17 protein-coding genes are annotated in these 17,998 nt (G+C 38.2%); 10 read left to right on the top strand and 7 right to left on the bottom strand.

The features are described 5' to 3' along the window. The first annotated feature begins 29 nt into the window (after positions 1–29). The 7 genes from SJY45_RS01530 to SJY45_RS01500 all read left to right on the top strand — a co-directional run bounded on the left by SJY45_RS01530 (position 30) and on the right by SJY45_RS01500 (position 8,233). Positions 30–473 (top strand): GNAT family N-acetyltransferase, encoded by a 444-nt coding sequence (locus tag SJY45_RS01530; protein WP_400073030.1) that lies wholly within the window; start codon positions 30–32, stop codon positions 471–473. Positions 474–484: 11 nt separating this feature from the next. Beyond that, the gene (gene trmD, locus SJY45_RS01525; protein ID WP_215439023.1) at positions 485–1,159 is read left to right on the top strand and encodes a tRNA (guanosine(37)-N1)-methyltransferase TrmD; all 675 of its coding nucleotides are present in this window, start codon (positions 485–487) and stop codon (positions 1,157–1,159) included. Between the two features lie 142 nt (positions 1,160–1,301). After that, positions 1,302–1,652, top strand: a complete 351-nt coding sequence (rplS, locus tag SJY45_RS01520) for a 50S ribosomal protein L19 (RefSeq protein WP_215439022.1) — start codon at positions 1,302–1,304, stop codon at positions 1,650–1,652. A gap of 706 nt (positions 1,653–2,358) precedes the next feature. After that, the gene (locus SJY45_RS01515; protein WP_400073029.1) at positions 2,359–4,578 is read left to right on the top strand and encodes an NADP-dependent isocitrate dehydrogenase; all 2,220 of its coding nucleotides are present in this window, start codon (positions 2,359–2,361) and stop codon (positions 4,576–4,578) included. A 124-nt stretch (positions 4,579–4,702) separates the two neighbouring features. Beyond that, complete coding sequence (locus SJY45_RS01510; RefSeq protein ID WP_400073028.1) at positions 4,703–7,102, top strand: carboxypeptidase-like regulatory domain-containing protein; 2,400 nt, start codon at positions 4,703–4,705, stop codon at positions 7,100–7,102. A 4-nt stretch (positions 7,103–7,106) separates the two neighbouring features. Continuing rightward, positions 7,107–7,964: a hypothetical protein gene (locus SJY45_RS01505; protein ID WP_400073027.1), complete on the top strand. Its 858-nt coding sequence runs from the start codon at positions 7,107–7,109 to the stop codon at positions 7,962–7,964. Positions 7,965–7,990: 26 nt separating this feature from the next. Continuing rightward, positions 7,991–8,233 carry a DUF6095 family protein gene (locus SJY45_RS01500; RefSeq protein WP_400073026.1) on the top strand — a complete coding sequence of 81 codons (243 nt, stop codon included), beginning with the start codon at positions 7,991–7,993 and terminating at the stop codon, positions 8,231–8,233. 2 nt (positions 8,234–8,235) lie between these two features. Here the strand turns inward: SJY45_RS01500 and SJY45_RS01495 are convergent, their stop codons facing one another. Further along, entirely contained in the window at positions 8,236–8,919 is a 684-nt protein-coding gene (locus SJY45_RS01495) for a DUF4294 domain-containing protein (protein ID WP_215439017.1), read from the bottom strand. 102 nt (positions 8,920–9,021) lie between these two features. Between SJY45_RS01495 and SJY45_RS01490 the strand changes: the two genes are divergently transcribed. Together SJY45_RS01490 and SJY45_RS01485 are read left to right on the top strand one after the other, a co-directional pair. Further along, positions 9,022–10,110: a M42 family metallopeptidase gene (locus SJY45_RS01490; RefSeq protein ID WP_400073025.1), complete on the top strand. Its 1,089-nt coding sequence runs from the start codon at positions 9,022–9,024 to the stop codon at positions 10,108–10,110. Between the two features lie 43 nt (positions 10,111–10,153). Further along, complete coding sequence (locus tag SJY45_RS01485) at positions 10,154–10,702, top strand: NUDIX domain-containing protein (protein WP_400073024.1); 549 nt, start codon at positions 10,154–10,156, stop codon at positions 10,700–10,702. Here SJY45_RS01485 and hisS read toward each other — a convergent pair. The 6 genes from hisS to rpsF all read right to left on the bottom strand — a co-directional run bounded on the left by hisS (position 10,697) and on the right by rpsF (position 17,074). Next, entirely contained in the window at positions 10,697–12,073 is a 1,377-nt protein-coding gene (hisS, locus tag SJY45_RS01480) for a histidine--tRNA ligase (protein ID WP_400073023.1), read from the bottom strand. The two genes, SJY45_RS01485 and hisS, sit on opposite strands and share 6 nt — an antisense overlap. 115 nt (positions 12,074–12,188) lie before the next feature. After that, complete coding sequence (locus tag SJY45_RS01475) at positions 12,189–12,662, bottom strand: DUF6495 family protein (RefSeq protein WP_215439013.1); 474 nt, start codon at positions 12,660–12,662, stop codon at positions 12,189–12,191. Positions 12,663–12,727: 65 nt separating this feature from the next. Continuing rightward, positions 12,728–15,865 carry a carboxypeptidase regulatory-like domain-containing protein gene (locus SJY45_RS01470; RefSeq protein ID WP_400073022.1) on the bottom strand — a complete coding sequence of 1,046 codons (3,138 nt, stop codon included), beginning with the start codon at positions 15,863–15,865 and terminating at the stop codon, positions 12,728–12,730. A gap of 102 nt (positions 15,866–15,967) precedes the next feature. After that, positions 15,968–16,420, bottom strand: a complete 453-nt coding sequence (rplI, locus tag SJY45_RS01465; protein ID WP_289040253.1) for a 50S ribosomal protein L9 — start codon at positions 16,418–16,420, stop codon at positions 15,968–15,970. Between the two features lie 12 nt (positions 16,421–16,432). Continuing rightward, the gene (gene rpsR / locus SJY45_RS01460; protein ID WP_013991412.1) at positions 16,433–16,729 is read right to left on the bottom strand and encodes a 30S ribosomal protein S18; all 297 of its coding nucleotides are present in this window, start codon (positions 16,727–16,729) and stop codon (positions 16,433–16,435) included. Between the two features lie 6 nt (positions 16,730–16,735). Continuing rightward, positions 16,736–17,074 (bottom strand): 30S ribosomal protein S6, encoded by a 339-nt coding sequence (gene rpsF, locus SJY45_RS01455; protein ID WP_215439010.1) that lies wholly within the window; start codon positions 17,072–17,074, stop codon positions 16,736–16,738. Between the two features lie 228 nt (positions 17,075–17,302). Between rpsF and SJY45_RS01450 the strand changes: the two genes are divergently transcribed. Continuing rightward, a complete protein-coding gene (locus SJY45_RS01450) occupies positions 17,303–17,995 on the top strand; it encodes a LytTR family DNA-binding domain-containing protein (protein ID WP_215439009.1) in 693 nt (230 codons plus the stop codon). The last annotated feature ends 3 nt before the right edge of the window (positions 17,996–17,998 follow it).

Below are 17,998 nucleotides of genomic sequence, written 5' to 3'. Positions count from 1 at the left end.
TCACGGAGCTTTTTTTTATTCTTTGTGTTATGAAAATTATTCAAGCCAACTCATCGCATATACCATTGTTAGCACCTTTGTTCGATAGTTACAGGGTTTTCTACAAACAACCTTCGGATATAAATGCTGCTACTTCTTTTCTTAAAGAGCGCTTTTCCCAATCGGAATCTATAGTTTTCATGGCTTTTATTGATGAGGAAGCTGTAGGCTTCACCCAGTTATACACTACATTTTCATCCGTTTCTATGCTCCCCTATTATGTGTTGAACGATTTATACGTAGACCAAATCCAAAGAAAAAAAGGCATAGGCTCCGCATTGTTGAGTACAGCACAAGAATTCTGTTCAAAAAAAGGGTTTAAAGGCTTAGCCCTAGAAACGGCAACGGATAATCCCGCACAAAAGCTTTATGAAAAGCTGGGGTGGAAAAAAGATTCGCACTCTTTTCACTACTTTTGGCGCACTAATTCATAGCCCAAACTAAAATGCGTATTGATATTATCACCGTTTTACCGGAATTGCTGGAGAGCCCGTTTAACGCATCCATCTTAAAACGAGCCATAGAAAAGGGCATAGTTGAAGTGCACATGCACAATATACGGGACTACACGGACAAGAGCTACAACCAAGTAGACGATTACCAGTTTGGTGGCGGTGCGGGCATGGTACTTATGATAGAGCCTATAGACAAGTGTATTTCTAAGTTAAAGGCCGAAAGAACGTACGATGAAATTATCTATATGACACCAGATGGGGAAACCCTGAACCAAAGAATGGCCAACGGCATTTCATTACTTAACAATGTAATCATACTTTGCGGCCACTATAAAGGTGTTGACCAAAGAGTACGAGATGCCTTTATTACCAGAGAAATTTCAATAGGCGATTATGTACTTTCTGGCGGTGAACTAGGTGCCGCTATTCTTTGCGATGCCGTAATTAGGTTGATTCCCGGGGTTTTAAACAACGAAACATCGGCGTTGACGGATACCTTTCAGGATGACCTCCTTGCTCCTCCTGTCTATACCAGACCCTCAGAATATAAAGGCATGAAAGTACCGGAAGTGCTTTTGAGCGGTAACTTTCCCAAAATAGAGAAATGGAGGGAAGACCAAGCACAAAAAAGAACGGAAGAACGTAGACCCGATCTACTGGAGTAACAGTCCCATGTATTTTGATATATCAAAAAATCAAAAAAATTATTGTCAGTTCTAAATTATAGAGTATTTTTGCAGCCTGTTAAATCAACCTCTGACGAAAATCGTGAATGTTGACCATAACATAATCATTAATAAAAAAATCATGGAAGAATTATTAAAATTCGTTCAGGACGAGTTTGTTCCAAAAAAAGAATTTCCAAAATTTTCAGCTGGTGATACTATCACTGTGTACTATGAAATTAAGGAAGGTGAAAAAACACGTACTCAGTTCTTTAGAGGTGTTGTTATCCAAAGAAGAGGTTCTGGTGCTACCGAAACTTTTACAATCCGTAAAATGTCAGGTACTGTAGGTGTTGAACGTATTTTCCCAGTAAACATGCCAGCCTTACAAAAGGTTGAAGTTAACAAAAGAGGTAAAGTACGTAGAGCTCGTATCTTCTACTTTAGAGGTCTTACCGGTAAAAAAGCACGTATTAAAGAGGTACGTTCTTAAGCCAAGAATACATACAATAAAAAAATCCCGCAATAGCGGGATTTTTTGGTTATGAACAATTGTTAACATCAGTAGTTCATAAGTTGTTGATTTATAATATGTTAAAAAAATTGGTAACTCAGACTATTTTTCCTACATTTATAAAACAATTAAAGAAAACATCTGTCGAAGATAGTTTCTGAAATTGTTATAGAGGTAGCGTTCTTTATAGTATTGTTTAGGTTTTATAAATGTTTAAAGATGTATTTCAGAGTACGCCATTTAGCAAAACGAACATATCAACAAAAGGCTGTCGCTTTTTGAGAAATGATTATGTGAACATATTTGTAAATATTCAACGGATGCAAGTCTAGGAAATATGCACAAAGAATGTGTAAACAATATGAAGAGATATAAATTGTAGCTTGGTTCGATAATTAAGTACAATTCATCTCAAACGTTGAAATTGTGATGCGAATGCAATCAATGGTTGCCGATCTGTCGTAAGAACAGGGAAGAAAGTTTGCTATATCAGTTTCTAAAAAGCCATATCAATGTACAAGTACAATGATATGGCTTTTGTTTTGCCTTTTTTTTTCCTAATTCGCAAGGTTTTTGTTAAAATAGCCCATAAAGAGATACAGCTCAAAACAACCCCTTATCTTTTGGCTTGGAAGAATACATAAAGTTGTATATTTACTCCGCTTTAAATTAAACCTTTCCTTACATGTCCAAAATTTTTTATACAAAAACAGATGAAGCTCCGGCTTTAGCTACACAATCATTTTTACCAATTGTAAAAGCATTTACCAAAACGGCCAATGTTACCATAGAGACCAAAGACATTTCTTTGGCCGGAAGAATTATAGCAGTATTTCCTGATTTTCTAAAAGATGAGCAAAAAATTGCAAATGATTTAGAAGAGTTAGGTGCTTTGGCTAAAAAACCAGAAGCAAACATTATAAAGCTTCCTAACATTAGTGCCTCCGTTCCACAATTAAAGGAAGCCATTAAGGAATTACAAGACAATGGTTATGATTTACCAAGCTATCCGGACGAGCCTTCCAATGAAGCAGAAAAGGATATTAAATCTAGATATGACAAAATTAAGGGTAGTGCGGTAAACCCGGTACTACGAGAAGGAAACTCCGATCGTAGAGCTCCACGCGCCGTAAAAAATTACGCAAAACAAAACCCACACTCCATGGGGGCTTGGAGTCCTGATTCCAAAACCCATGTTGCCACAATGGACCATGGGGATTTTAAAGCCAATGAGAAATCATTGACACTTGCCCAACCTACGGATATAAGAATAGAATTGGTCAAGAACAATGGAGAAACCCAAGTTCTTAAAGATAAATTAGGTCTTCTAGAAGGTGAAATCATAGATGCTACCGTTTTGAGCAAAAATGCACTTGTCGCATTTTTGAAAGAGCAGGTGCAAGATGCCAAAGACCAAGGTGTGTTGTTCTCGCTTCACATGAAAGCTACCATGATGAAAGTTTCCGATCCAATTATTTTTGGACATGCCGTTGAAGCTTTCTTTGCAGACGTATTCAACAAATATGAAGACACGTTCAAAACTTTAGGAATTAGTGCAAACGACGGTCTTGAAAACTTGTTCGCCAAGTTAAATGAGCTGCCAGCGGATAAAAAAGAGGCTATTGAAAAAGATATTCAAAAAGCTATAAATGAAGGTCCGGACTTGGCCATGGTAAATTCGGACAAGGGTATTACCAACCTTCACGTTCCTTCGGATATTATTATTGATGCGTCAATGCCGGCTATGATCCGTAATTCTGGTCAAATGTGGAACGCCCAAGGAAAACCACAGGATACCAAAGCGGTAATTCCGGATAGCAGTTATGCAGAAATATACTCGGCCACAATCGATTTCTGTAAAAAGAACGGTGCTTTTGACCCTACTACTATGGGAACCGTTCCCAATGTAGGTTTAATGGCCCAAAAAGCTGAGGAATATGGTTCTCATGACAAAACTTTTGAAATTGGCGCTGCTGGAGCCGTAAAAGTAGTAGACATCAACTCTGGTAAAGTTTTAGAAGAACATGCGGTTGAAGAAGGTGACATCTGGCGTATGTGCCAAGTTAAGGATGCTCCTATCCAGGATTGGATAAAATTGGCCGTATCCAGAGCAAGAGCAACAAATGACCCTGCAGTTTTCTGGTTGGATGAAAATAGGGCGCATGATGCAGAACTTATCAAAAAAGTAAACACTTACTTACCTAATCATGATACTACCGGGTTAGACATTCGCGTTCTTTCTCCTAAGAAAGCTACTGAATTTACCTTGGCAAGAATGAAGGAAGGTAAAGACACTATTTCCGTATCCGGAAACGTGCTTAGAGATTATCTTACAGACCTGTTCCCTATTCTAGAAGTGGGTACCAGTGCTAAAATGTTATCTATTGTACCACTTATGAACGGTGGTGGTCTTTTTGAGACCGGTGCAGGTGGATCAGCTCCAAAACACGTGGAACAATTCATAGAAGAAGGCCATTTACGATGGGATTCTTTAGGTGAGTTTCTTGCCTTAGGAGTTTCTTTGGATTTCTACGGAGAAAAAAACCAAAATGAAAAAGCTAGAATTTTAGGTGATGCTTTGGACAGTGCCACGGAAAAATTCTTGATTAATGATAAATCGCCTTCAAGAAAGGTAAAAGAAATAGATACACGTGGAAGCCACTTCTTCTTGGCCATGTACTGGGCCGAGGCTTTGGCCAACCAAGATAAGGATGCCGAATTAAAGGCTACTTTCTCTAAAGTCTATGAAGATATTCAATCTCAAGAATCTAAAATTGTAGAGGAGCTAATGCAAGCTCAAGGCAAACCTCAAGACATTGGAGGATACTACAAGCCAGATGCAGAACTTGCCGCTAAGGCAATGAGACCTAGTCAGACTTTTAATTCTATCTTGGATACATTATAACCATTATGAGTTAAGTACAATAAAAAGGCCCTGCATTTGCAAGGGCCTTTTTATTTTTAAAATAGTGTTAACATTTTCTGTAAAGGTCTTTTTCTAGCTACATTTATAAAAAAATTGCTCTTAGATGAACCAACTTACCAAGGTCGTTCTCAGTGTCTTTCTACTTTGTTTTTTTAATAGTTTCGCCCAAAGGCAATACACTTTAAGCGGAACAATCTCAGAAGATTCCAGCAACGAAACTCTTATTGGGGTGGCTATTGTTTTCCCCGAACTGGAAACAGGGGTTACCACCAATGAATACGGTTTTTATTCCATTACCCTTCCAGAAGGCACCTACCAGTTGTTGGTCAGGTATCTGGGTTTTCAGGATATTGTAAAAACGGTTACTCTGGATACGGATAAAAAAATGAACTTTCAGCTGATGGAATCCGCTGAACAGTTGCAAGAAGTTGTAGTAACGGAAGACGTAGAAAAAATGGATGTACGCAAACCCCAGATGAGCGTGAACTCCTTATCTGTGGGAACCATTAAAAAAATTCCGGTTATCTTGGGCGAGGCCGATGTTATTAAATCCATTCTCTTACTGCCCGGTGTAACCAACGCGGGCGAGGGTGCTTCCGGTTTTAATGTACGGGGCGGTGCCGTAGACCAAAATCTAATTTTATTGGATGAGGCCACTATTTTTAACTCCTCCCACCTATTCGGCTTTTTCTCTGTCTTTAACCCGGACGCCATAAAGGATATTAAACTATATAAAGGGGGAATTCCGGCCCGTTATGGCGGTAGAGTCTCGTCGGTTCTGGATATTTTCCAAAAAGAAGGAAACAGCAAAAAAATTAAAGTAAACGGAGGTATAGGTGCCGTAGCCAGCCGTTTGTTGGTAGAAGGCCCCATAAAAAAAGACAAAGCTGCGTTTCTTGTTGGAGGCCGCGCTTCCTATGCTCATCTATTCCTACCCCTTTTTGATGTAGATAATACCGCCTATTTCTACGATTTAAATACTAAGCTCAATTACAACATAAACGATAACAACAGTATTTTCCTATCAGGATATTTTGGTCGTGATGTATTTGGTATAAGCGATAGTTTTGTAAATACTTATGGAAACGCAGTAGGTAATTTTAGATGGAATCACCTTTTTTCAGATAAGTTATTTTCAAACCTCTCTTTAATCTATTCCAACTATTACTATGGTCTAAAACTGGATTTTGTAGGCTTCGATTGGAATTCGGGTATTGAAAACTTCAATATAAAATACGACCTGAAGCACTATATCACGGACAAGTTTCAAATTAATTACGGCATCAATAATATCTACTATCGTTTTAACCCTGGAAAAATTCAGCCTAGTAATGAAGATTCCGGTATAGTAGAAGAGCAGTTAACACAAAAGTATGCCAATGAATTTGCTGCCTACATTGATGTTGAACATGATATAACCAAAAATCTGAGTCTAAATTATGGACTCCGCTTCAGTAATTTTTTACGATTGGGACAAGACGAGGTAAACGTCTATTTAGATGATAACCCTGTCTTTTTTGACCCGGTACTTCAAGTATATCAGGAAGGCATACCTATAGACCAGTATAACGTAAAAAGAAGTGGTAGCTTGGCTACCTTTAACAATCTGGAACCACGTATATCTTTGGCATACACCTTAAACAACAGCAGTTCTATAAAAGCCAGCTACACCCATTTGGCACAGTACCTGCATTTACTTTCCAACACGAGCTCTCCTACTCCATTGGATGTTTGGACTCCAAGCGGCCCCTTTGTAAAACCCCAAATTCTTGATCAATACGCCGTGGGGTATTTTAAAAATCTAAAGGATGGTGATTTCTCTTTTGAAACCGAGGCTTTTTATAAGGTCGTTCAAAATCGCATAGACTATATAGATGGCGCCAACCTTATTGCCAATGATGCCATTGAGCAAGTTATTCTAAATGGCGAAGCGCGAGCTTACGGTCTGGAATTTTTACTACGCAAAAACGAGGGTAAGTTTCAGGGTTGGCTTGCCTATACGCTTTCAAAATCTGAGCAAAGAACACCGGGAAGAACCATTGAATTGCAAGACGGTACTTCATTTACGGAAACTGGCATAAACTCAGGAGCCTGGTACAATACCCCGTATGACAAGACCCACGATATATCGGCCTATGCGAGCTATGATTTAAATCAAAAATGGAATTTTAATACCAATTTTGTATTTCAAACAGGGCAACCCACCAATTACCCTATAGGTCAATTTCGTTTTCAGGGGCTTACCGTTCCCTATTACGGACTACGAAATGAAGAGCGTTTGCCCGCTTACCATCGTATGGATGTCTCCGCAACCCTAACCCCAAAAAAGAACAAAAACAGAAAATGGCAGACCGAATGGGTCTTCAGCGTATACAATGTATACAATCGCAGGAATGCCGCATCTATAAGTTTTAGTCGCAATGAGGATACCGGAGCCAATGAAGCGGTACGTACATCAATTTTTGGCGTGGTACCGGCGGTAACGTATAACTTTAAATTTTAAGGCCATGAAAAAGTTTATTTATATACTCTGCCTGCTTCCGTTTTTATCCGCATGTGAAGATGTTGTGGAAGTAGAAGTTCCAACGGACCAGTCTCGCTTAACCGTAGATGCCTTAATGCGAATTGATCTTACTCAGCCCTCCTCTACATATTATGCCGAAGTAAGAGTAAGCACGTCAACTAATTTTTTTGAATCTGTAGAACCTGCACGACTAGACCAAATAAGCATTACCAATCTGGAAAGCGAAGAAACTATACCCCTCTTTGAAACCTTTAGCGGTAGCGGTGTCTACCAGAGTGAAACGACCACAGATTTTATGACGTCAGGTGATTTGGTTCTGTTTATTGAACATCAAGGTTCTAGATATGCGGCGCAGACTGCCTATGTGCCTACGGTACCAATTACCAAATTAGAGCAGGGCGATGCGACTCTTTTTTCAGGCGAAGAAACAGAAATAGTAGTAGCTTTTAAGGACCAACCCAACCGAACCGATTTCTATCTTTTTGATTTTGATTTTAACGAATACTTGGTCACGGAAGATACATTTTACCCTGGAGAGACTTTTGAGTTCTCTTATTTTTATGATGATGATGTAAAAGACGGAATGGTACTGGATATAAGTATACTGGGTGTTGATAGGGGTTTCTATAATTACATGAACCAACTTATTGTGCAGTCCGGAGGAGACCAAGGTCCGTTTCAAACCCCAGCAGGCACTGTAAAAGGCAATATTATAAATGTCACTAATGTTGAGGATATTTCGGATTTGGACAATCTTGATAGCCTAGTTGACCAAGAGAATTTTGCCCTAGGATATTTTGCCGTTTGCCAAACGTACTCCAAGTCCATTTCTATTGAGTAATTTTACCCAAATTGAATTTTGCAACTATGTCTCAAAAGAGAACGGATAAAGATTTACTGGTAAAAGGGCTTAAACATATTGCCTATACAATTTTCCTAATGTTCCTGGCTCCAGGTGTAATATACCAAGCTTTTAAAAACCAAAGCCATCCCTTATATTGGCCCGTTCTAATATTAGGTTTTATATTCGCCATTGGAGCAATAGTAATGGCATTTTACAGTTTACGGTTAATTATGGAGTCTCTGTTCGGTAAGAAAAAGAAAAAATAATTCTATTGTTTGCTTCCTACATCTCCCCATTTATTGATTAACTGGGCATAATCATAATCTAGTACAGATTCTTGGCGCTCCAGCCTAAACTCGGAGAAAGCGCGCTGCAATATATCTTCTATAAGGTAATCCTCATGTACTTGATCAGGCTGAAACCGTTCTTTTAAGCTTATTTTAAACATACTTGCCGTGGTATTGTACCAAAAGGCACGCCAACCGCTCCTAAGCTCCTTAACGAGGTCAAAAGCCGTTTCTCCGGTCTGTCTGTATATCAGTTTTACCAAAATCTGACCTTCCGTACGAGTCAATTTTTTTAATTCTTCGGAAAATTCCTCTTCAATAAACTTTTGGATTTCTTTGGTATATTTCTTTTGGTGCCTACGCTTCTTGATTTTTGTAATACTGTCATTAAGTTCCTCTAGCCGCTCAGCCGCCAATTTGGCATAGGGATACACCTTTAATGTCTTTCTTCTCAAAATATAATACCTTAATTTATCCTTGTAGGAAGTGAATTTTAATTTCCCGAACAGATAAACTTCATCCAAATCTATAGAATTCCTAAATATAGAATCGCCTTCTACGATAATCATCTTTTCCGCAATGGAGTCCAAAGGTTCTTCCTCTATTTGAGAATACCCTAAAAGAAAGAGGTTGGTAAAAAATAAAAACAGAATTGTTTTTTTCATAACGGACATTATACAAAAGCCTTGCCAAATTAACGATAAATAGGTCTGCTTATTATTAAATAAAAGTGAATATTAGTAAATTCGTATTTAAATATAAATTTAATGGCTACAAAGAAAATTCTTACCAAAAAATCACTTGATTTTTTTGAAAAATATTTGAATAACGCAGCTCCAACGGGCTACGAATGGGAAGGTCAAAAAATATGGATGGACTACCTTAAACCCTATGTGGACACCTTTATAACGGACACATACGGTACGGCCGTAGGGGTAATTAACCCAGATGCCAAATTCAAGGTGGTAATAGAAGGGCACTCAGACGAAATATCATGGTACGTAAACTACGTTAGCGATAACGGATTACTGTACGTAATTAGAAATGGAGGTAGTGACCACCAAATAGCCCCTTCCAAATGGGTGAATATCCACACCAAAAATGGAATAGTTAAAGGAATTTTTGGATGGCCAGCTATCCATACCCGCGATAAGGGCAAGGAAACACCTCCTAAATTGGATAATATATTTATTGATATAGGAGCAAAAAACAAAGAGGAAGTAGAGAAAATGGGAGTTCATGTTGGGTGTGTTATTACCTATCCGGACGAGTTCCAAATCTTGAACGGAGACAAATTTGTTTGTCGTGCCATTGATAACCGTGCCGGTGGTTTTATGATTGCCGAAGTAGCACGTTTGCTTCACGAGAACAAGAAGAAGTTGCCTTTTGGGCTATATATTACCAACTCGGTTCAGGAAGAAATAGGTTTACGTGGTGCGGAGATGATTACGCAGACCATTAAGCCCAATGTGGCCATCATAACAAATGTTTGCCATGACACCACTACTCCTATGATCGAGCAAAAAACACAAGGCCATACCGAAATTGGTGCCGGACCCGTAATTTCCTATGCCCCGGCGGTTCAAAACAAATTACGAGAACGTATCATTGAAACTGCTGAGGCTAACAAAATACCTTTTCAGCGCATGGCTGCTTCCAGGGCTACCGGAACGGATACAGATGCTTTTGCTTACAGCAATGGAGGCGTTGCTTCCGCTCTTATCTCCTTACCGTTACGCTATATGCACACCACTGTTGAAACGGTTCACAGAGACGATGTTGAAAACGTAATCAGGTTGATTTACGAAACGGTCTTGAATATTAAAGACGGAGAAACTTTTAGTTATTTCGATTAAACAAATCTAACCCTCCCCAAAAAGGAGGGTTTATTTTTTACATATGGATGAATTAATTGATATCCTCGACTCCAATGGAAATACCACTGGAAAGACGGCAATGAAATCCGAAGCTCACCGAAAAGGGTTATTTCACCCAACGGTTCATATTTGGTTGTATACCAAAAATGGACAAATCTTGCTTCAGCAACGGTCTAAAAACAAAGATGCATTTCCTTTACTGTGGGATGTATCGGTGGCAGGCCATATTGGGGCCGGAGAAAATATAGAGATTTCGGCAACGCGCGAAATTGAAGAAGAGATAGGCCTAAGCGTTCAACCCGAAGCTTTGGAAAAAATCGGCATTTTTAAATCCGTTCACAGACATTCCGAGCAGTTGCTAGACTGCGAATATCATCATACCTTCTTATGTGAACTTAAAGTGCCCTTACATCAACTAAAAAAACAAGAAAGTGAAGTTGAAGACTTGGCTCTACTATCTTTAATTCAATTTTCTCAAGAAACATGGGGGCTGGCCAACACCCAAAAATATGTTCCTCATAGTACGGAATACTATAAGACAATTATTAAAGAGATTAAAAAGAGGTTATAATGTTGCTATAAAATCCGAAATGGCATTCAAAGCATACGTTTTTTGCTCACCACTTTCCATATGCTTTACAACAAAAGAATTTTCTTCCAATTCTTTTTCCCCGATCAAAACTACATACGGTACATTTCTGTTATTTGCGTATTTGAATTGCTTCTGAATTTTTGCATTGGACGGATAGACATCTGCTTTAATACCATTTTTACGCAAAGCGGATACCAATTTTAACGCGGCCAAACCTTCTTTATCCCCAAAATTTAGGCAAAGTACTTGCAGGGATTGATCAATACGTTCAGGAAAAAGGCCCAATTCTTCTAAGACCAAATAGATACGGTCCAAGCCAAAAGAGATGCCAACCCCACTTACATCCTTTAAACCAAAAATACCGGTGAGGTCATCATAACGGCCACCACCACCAATAGACCCCATTTTTACTCCTTCCGGTGCGCCAACTTCAAAAATAGCTCCTGTGTAATAATTAAGCCCTCTAGCCAGAGTAACATCAATAGAAAGTTTAGCGGATTGTAGACCCATTTCTTCAATAGTACTCACGATAAAAGTCAGCTCTTCAACTCCTTTACTACCTGTTTCAGAGTCCTTCAACAGGTCTCTTAAAGCTTGAAGCTGCTCTAAATTACTACCCGTTAGTGAAAAAAGTGGTTCTACCTTGGCAATAGCTTCCGGAGTCAACCCTCTTTCCGCCATTTCTTTCTTCACACCCTCTTCACCAATTTTATCCAACTTATCCAAAGCAACTGTAAAATCTATAAGGAGGTCTTGTGCACCTATAACTTCGGCAATACCCGAAAGAATTTTTCTGTTGTTCATTTTAATGTTGACACCATCCAACTTTAAATCAGTAAAAACGGCATCGTACAACTGCACAAACTCTATTTCCTGTAAAAGAGAATCAGAACCAACTACATCTGCATCACACTGAAAAAACTCACGAAAACGTCCTTTTTGAGGTCTATCCGCACGCCAAACCGGTTGAATCTGATAGCGTTTAAATGGAAAGTCAATCTCATTCTGGTGCATGACTACGTAACGAGCAAAAGGCACGGTCAAATCATAACGGAGCGCTTTTTCAGAAATCTTTGGGGTTAAAGAACTTGAATTTTTAGAACTGTAGGTAACATCATCTACCTTGTTCAAGAAATCACCAGAATTCAAAATCTTAAAAATGAGGCGGTCACCTTCATCACCATATTTTCCCATTAAGGTATCCGAATTTTCAAAAGAAGGGGTTTCAATAGGCTGAAAACCAAAGGTCTGAAAATGCCTTTTTACAATATCAAAAATGTAGCTTCTTTTGATGACTTCGGAAGGGGTAAAATCCCTAGTTCCCTTAGGTATGCTCGGTTTTTGTGCCATTAGATGTAATTGTGGTGCAAATATAAAATTTTAGAAAGACGAGCAGTGAATTATATAGATAATCCCAATTCCGTCCTCTGTTGTAAAATTAGCGTGCGATGAAAATAAGATTCGCCTAAACCTCTATAACCTTATCAAACCATTGGTACAGATCACCTTTTGTAATAACTGCACCTTGTTGGATAAGCTTAAATTTATCTAGGTTTTTATCTTCAGTATACATCTTGGAAGCCGTTAAATATTCTACGAAGTCTGACTGCCAATTTTTCTTGAACCAAGAAAACCCAATATTAGTGGTCAAATCTATTTCTGGGTTCATCACCTTTACCGAAATTAATTTCATTTCCTTTTCGGCCAAATAGAATAAATGCATTTGCTTTTCGGAGATATTTTCCAAATACGCTACTTTGGTAAGTACGCCCTCCCAGACCAAATCACTAAAAACATCTATCTCTTCTTCTGCGACTTGTGGTCTGTTCGTTTTAATTTCTTCCCATTCATCACCCGTAATGGATTGTGTAGCCAGGAAGTTTATAAATTCTTGATGCAGCTCTTCTAATTGCTGTTTGGTAAGCCTCATGTATTTCATTCTGCAAAAATAAAAAGACCGTACGATAAGTACGGCCTTTGTTCAATAAAATATGATTTTTAGTTCTAGAAAATATAGCGTAGACCTATTTGAGCCTGCCATCTAGAGGCTAAGCTTGAGTCATAACCAAAAGTTCTACTTTCCGCATTACCATTAAAAGTATATACAGGTAATCCGGCCGCATCAAAGTTCACCCCTAATAATTGCTCACTATTTGGTTGTTGAATTAATCCCCAATCCGAATTGATCATATTACCTATATTCAATATATCAAAGCTCAATTGGATGGTATTTGTTCTTCCATTGGCACATTTAATTCTATAATCTTGCAACAATTTTACATCCCACTTCCCTCTCCAAGGTGATATTGCTCCATACCTTTCAGCATACTCACCTCTTCTTTCATTTAAATAATCATCTTGGGAAATATAATTTTCTAAACTTGCGGCATCATCCGTACCACTAAATTGCATTGCTCCAATTTCACTGGTAGTTGGGATATATATTAAATCATTAATACTAGAACCATCTCCGTTAATATCCCCTCCATAAGTGTAGTTAAAACGTGCACCTTGCGCATACTCAAAAAAGGTGGAAAGTGTTGTTGACCATTTATCGTTACCGTAGTCCCACTTCTTACTTGCAACTCCAATAAAACGATGTTTGTCACCATACTTGGAATGGGCCAAAACATCATTGTTTACATTACCTAAAGCTGGGTTTCCTGCAAAAGCATCTCCTGTTATCTCTGCTTCAATTGAATTTACATCCCTAGAATCCAAGAAGCTATATGCCAACATTGTATACAATCCATTGGTAAAGGATTTTTCAGCTTTTAAAGAAGCATTCCAGATTCTTCCTTTATCAGAATTTGTCATTACATAAGCGTTTCCATTAACAACATCACCCCAAGGTAAAGTAGCCTTTGCATGGTCACCGTCTAAATAAACTGCCCTATTATCAACTCCTTGCAATTGTCCTGAAGGCTCTTTCAAACCCCAGTTCTGAACGTGAACACCATTTATATCTTTCGTATAAGAAAAATCTGCAGTCAGAACAAGACCATTATCCAATCGTTTATCCACACCAATGTTGGTTCTCCAAACTTGGGGAAATTTAAAATCTGGATCTACGGCCTGATAGAAAAAGGCATCCACACCACTTACTTGGTTACCTACCCAAACAAAAGGAAAACGACCGGTAAATACTCCTGTTCCTCCTCGTAATTTAAATGTATTGTCTCCCTTTATATCATAGTTAAAACCAACTCTTGGAGATATCAACCAATCATTATTAGGCATTTCTGTAGAATCAATCAACAGAGCTTCTCCCGTTTCCGGGTCAAAATATTCTGTATCCGGTAGATATACCTCACCATTATCCGTATCAATAAATTCCTGGGCTTTATCCGCCGTATCAAAAAATAGAGGTTTATCCATACGTATGCCATAAGTCAATCTGAATTTTTCAGATATATTCCACTCGTCTTGTACATAAAAAGCTAATTGACCGACATTCGTTTCGGCCAACAACCACCCTCCATCTGCTCCATCACCTAAAGCATTTTTAGTATTAAAAGTAGCTTGCGCCGCAGCAAAGTCATAATTACTTGCATCAAAATCCGCAATATCTACACTACCAAAGACATCAAAGCCATAGCCTTTTAAATTAAATGAATTATCAAATTGAAATTTTTCAAAAGAAAATCCAACTGTATATGTATGATTACCTTTAAAGAAATTCATGTTATTTGTAACCTGAAAAACTTTTTGGTCTAATTTATTATTAATAGAAAAGGGTTCATGACCAGCTATAATATAAGGTGAGCCATCTTTGGTAATATTTATTACTGGAGCAGGTGTTGAGAACGGGTTTCTAAAATCATCAAAATGAGTAAACCCAACTTGCAACTTGTTTGTAGTTGTTGAGGAAAACGTTGAATTTAATTCTAACTGAAAAGAATTTAAGTTGTTGTTAATCTCATATCCCGAATTTTGAAACTGCAATGTATTTGCATTGGGCCCTCTCGTATTAATAGCCGTTGGATGCGCTGGTTTTTCCTTAGATGCTCTTAAAAAATTATAAATAACAGCTAAGCGATGATCATCGTTAATGTTCCAATCTAGTTTAAAAATACCTTTGGTAGATTCCGAAGCATGCGTAAAACCATCATATGAGCCGGTATTATAACCCGCCGCTGCAAGGGCTGATTGAACAGAAATCAAATCACTCTCCAAAACTCTAGATTCATTAATAGCACCTGACCCACTGTTTGAAACCCAACCATTTGTTCCCAAATCATCTCTTTCATCTTTTTCAAAGTTTGCAAAAAAGAATAATTTATCCTTTACTATAGGCCCCCCAATACTAATTCCGTATTGATTTTGGTTCAAGTCGGGTTTTGTAACATCTTCCCCTTTTATTTTTCCTCCAGTTAAACTTTCATTTCTAGTAAAGCCATATACTGTTCCATGAAACTCGTTTGTACCGCTTTTAGTTACCGCATTGACCGCAGCTCCGGTAAAACCAGATTGTGTAACATCATAAGGGGCTGTAGAAACTTGAATTTGCTCAATGGCATCTAACGATATGGGTTGAGAGCCAGTCTGCCCACCAGGAGTAGCTGCATCCAACCCGAAAGGATTATTAAAAACTGCCCCATCCAAAGAAAAATTGTTAAACTGATCATTACGTCCACCAAAAGAATTGCCACTGGCCGTTGGCTCTAACCTAGTAAAATCTTGAGCAGAACGAGAAATGGTAGGCAGGCGTGTTAATTCCCTTCTACCTACACTTGTTTCCGCACCGGTTCTGTCACCATTAAATGTCCCGGACCTATCAGAAACCACAACTACTTCGTCCAATGCCTGACTTTCACTTGTTAAGTTTATGTTTGCATTAAACGTTTCCCCTAATGACAAATACACATTTGTTAAACTATGTGGCTTAAAACCAACATAAGAAACTGTAACCGTATAGGGCCCACCCACCCTAAGGTTAAGTATTCTAAATAGACCATCTTCGTTAGTGATAGCGCCATACTTGGTACCCGTTGGGGTATGTACAGCAACTACGTTTGCACCTAATAAAGGTAAGTTCTGATCATCAACCACCGATCCGCTCATGTTGGAGGTCGTAACCTGTGCAATTGCGCTAAAGAAAGAAAGGAATAGCACAAGACTTAAATGAAGTTTGTTAGACATAATCATCTGTTTGAGTTAGTCTTACAAAAGAGCGCAAAAAAAAAGAGCTATGCAAGCATAGCTCTTCTAAGTTATCATAAGGTTATTAACGTTCTGTTAACGTTATTTTTTGTCTGCAACAACCTCAAAAGGGAAATCTACAATTACTTCCCTGTGCAATCTTATTTGTGCATTATAAGGACCAGTACGTTTAACGGCACCACCTTGAATGCTGATAAATTTCTTATCAATACTGTGACCTTCTTTTTCAAGGGCAGCAGCTAGATCAATAGTAGTAACCGATCCAAATAATTTATCGGCAGCACCTGTCTTAGCAGCAATTTTCAATTCCAAAGCTTTAAGAGCTTCAGCTGTTTTGCTAGCAGCATCAACAACCTTTTTCTCTTTGTGAGCTCTTTGTTTTAAGTTCTCTGCCAATACCTTTTTAGCAGAAGCTGTAGCCATATCGGCTAAACCTCTTGGAATAAGGTAATTTCTACCGTAACCGTTCTTTACGTTTACGACATCATCTTTAAAGCCTAAATGCTCTACGTCTTGTTTTAGTATAAGTTCCATCTTGCCTTAAATTTATTTTAATAAATCTCCTACGTATGGCATCAAAGCCAAATGACGTGCTCTTTTGACTGCTTGAGCCACTTTGCGTTGGTATTTTAAAGAAGTACCTGTAAGTCTTCTAGGTAACAATTTACCTTGCTCGTTTACCAACTTCATTAAAAAGTCTGCGTCTTTGTAATCGATATATTTAATACCTGATTTCTTGAAACGGCAATACTTCTTTTTAGTATTGGTCTCAATGTTCAATGGAGTCAAATAACGGATTTCACCGTCTTTTTTTCCTTTTGCTTGTTGTTGTAATGTTGCCATAATTCCTTAAGCTTTAGCTTTTAACCTTGTTCTTCTTTTCTCAGCCCACTCAATTGCGTGCTTGTCTAGTTTTACCGTTAAGAAACGCATAACACGTTCATCTCTTTTGAACTCTTGCTCATAAGGAGTAATTACCTCTCCGGTAGCTGTAAATTCGAACAAGTGGTAAAATCCACTTTTCTTGTGTTGGATGGCATAGGCCAATTTCTTCAGTCCCCAGTTTTCTTTGGAGACCATCTTGGCGCCATTTTTAATTAAGAAATCCTCAAATTTCTTAACTGTTTCCGCTATCTGATCATCAGAAAGCACGGGATTCAAAATGAAAACAGTTTCGTAATGGTTCATAAATGTATATTTTTTAGGGTTGCAAAAGTAATAATATTTATGAGACTTTACAAGAAAACGGAAATTTCTTCGTTATACTTTGATAATCCTAAAATCTTACATAACCAAATCTTAACCTATGTCATTACAAATTACACAAAAAAGCAGGCCAAGTTTACAATATTATTGTATTTAAGCCCGTTTTTTTAGTATTTTGTCGATGATTTAACCCCACAAATCGACCCATTTATGAAATTAAGAAGTATTATCGTAGACGATTCGTCCATGCAACGAATGGCAGTCGCGAAGCTTGTAAACAGTCATCCCAACCTAGCTATGGTGGCCGAGTACAGCAATGCGATCGAAGCCAAAAACGGCATTAAGAACAACGAGATCGATCTTATTTTTCTTGATGTTGAAATGCCTATCATCAGTGGATTTGACCTACTCGAATCCTTAGAAAACAGTCCTCAAGTAATTTTGATTACAGGTAAGCCAGATTATGCCCTTAAAGCATTTGATTACGATGTAACCGATTATTTGCACAAGCCTATTACCCTTGCCAGATTTGATGCTTCGGTAAAAAGAGCGGTTGCCAAATATGAACAAATGAATAAAGTTCAAGAAGACGAAGAACATATTTTCGTTAAGAGCAACCTTAAAAAACGTAAAGTTATATTAAATGATATTAAATGGATAGAAGCTCTTGGCGACTATATTAAATTGGTTACGGATGAGGCCAACATTGTTATCTTATCTACCATGAAGTCATTTGAGCAGCAACTACCGGAAGATAAATTCTTGCGCATTCACAAATCCTACATTGTGAATCTAGAAAAGATAGAAAAATTCAATAGTAAAAATGTTGAAGTTAGTGGAAGGTCCATTCCTCTGAGCAGGAACAAGAAGACCGAGTTAGCAGAAGCATTGGCCAATGTCTAGGAC

Origin of the sequence: Zobellia russellii, from assembly GCF_044597075.1 — a bacterium.
Taxonomy (GTDB): Bacteria; Bacteroidota; Bacteroidia; order Flavobacteriales; family Flavobacteriaceae; genus Zobellia; species Zobellia russellii.
The sequence above is the reverse complement of the archived record's forward strand: the minus strand, read 5'-3'. Positions and strand labels throughout refer to the sequence as shown.

Bases quoted from the DNA above. Each gene is read 5' to 3' on its own strand.
- trmD (WP_215439023.1), top strand. From the start codon at position 485: ATGCGTATTGATATTATCACCGTTTTACCGGAATTGCTGGAGAGCCCG.
- SJY45_RS01450 (WP_215439009.1), top strand. From the start codon at position 17,303: ATGAAATTAAGAAGTATTATCGTAGACGATTCGTCCATGCAACGAATG.
- rpsF (WP_215439010.1), bottom strand. From the start codon at position 17,074: ATGAACCATTACGAAACTGTTTTCATTTTGAATCCCGTGCTTTCTGAT.
- SJY45_RS01475 (WP_215439013.1), bottom strand. From the start codon at position 12,662: ATGAAATACATGAGGCTTACCAAACAGCAATTAGAAGAGCTGCATCAA.
- SJY45_RS01515 (WP_400073029.1), top strand. From the start codon at position 2,359: ATGTCCAAAATTTTTTATACAAAAACAGATGAAGCTCCGGCTTTAGCT.
- SJY45_RS01470 (WP_400073022.1), bottom strand. From the start codon at position 15,865: ATGTCTAACAAACTTCATTTAAGTCTTGTGCTATTCCTTTCTTTCTTT.
- SJY45_RS01495 (WP_215439017.1), bottom strand. From the start codon at position 8,919: ATGAAAAAAACAATTCTGTTTTTATTTTTTACCAACCTCTTTCTTTTA.
- SJY45_RS01500 (WP_400073026.1), top strand. From the start codon at position 7,991: ATGTCTCAAAAGAGAACGGATAAAGATTTACTGGTAAAAGGGCTTAAA.
- SJY45_RS01510 (WP_400073028.1), top strand. From the start codon at position 4,703: ATGAACCAACTTACCAAGGTCGTTCTCAGTGTCTTTCTACTTTGTTTT.
- hisS (WP_400073023.1), bottom strand. From the start codon at position 12,073: ATGGCACAAAAACCGAGCATACCTAAGGGAACTAGGGATTTTACCCCT.
- SJY45_RS01490 (WP_400073025.1), top strand. From the start codon at position 9,022: ATGGCTACAAAGAAAATTCTTACCAAAAAATCACTTGATTTTTTTGAA.
- SJY45_RS01530 (WP_400073030.1), top strand. From the start codon at position 30: ATGAAAATTATTCAAGCCAACTCATCGCATATACCATTGTTAGCACCT.
- rplI (WP_289040253.1), bottom strand. From the start codon at position 16,420: ATGGAACTTATACTAAAACAAGACGTAGAGCATTTAGGCTTTAAAGAT.
- SJY45_RS01485 (WP_400073024.1), top strand. From the start codon at position 10,154: ATGGATGAATTAATTGATATCCTCGACTCCAATGGAAATACCACTGGA.
- rpsR (WP_013991412.1), bottom strand. From the start codon at position 16,729: ATGGCAACATTACAACAACAAGCAAAAGGAAAAAAAGACGGTGAAATC.
- rplS (WP_215439022.1), top strand. From the start codon at position 1,302: ATGGAAGAATTATTAAAATTCGTTCAGGACGAGTTTGTTCCAAAAAAA.
- SJY45_RS01505 (WP_400073027.1), top strand. From the start codon at position 7,107: ATGAAAAAGTTTATTTATATACTCTGCCTGCTTCCGTTTTTATCCGCA.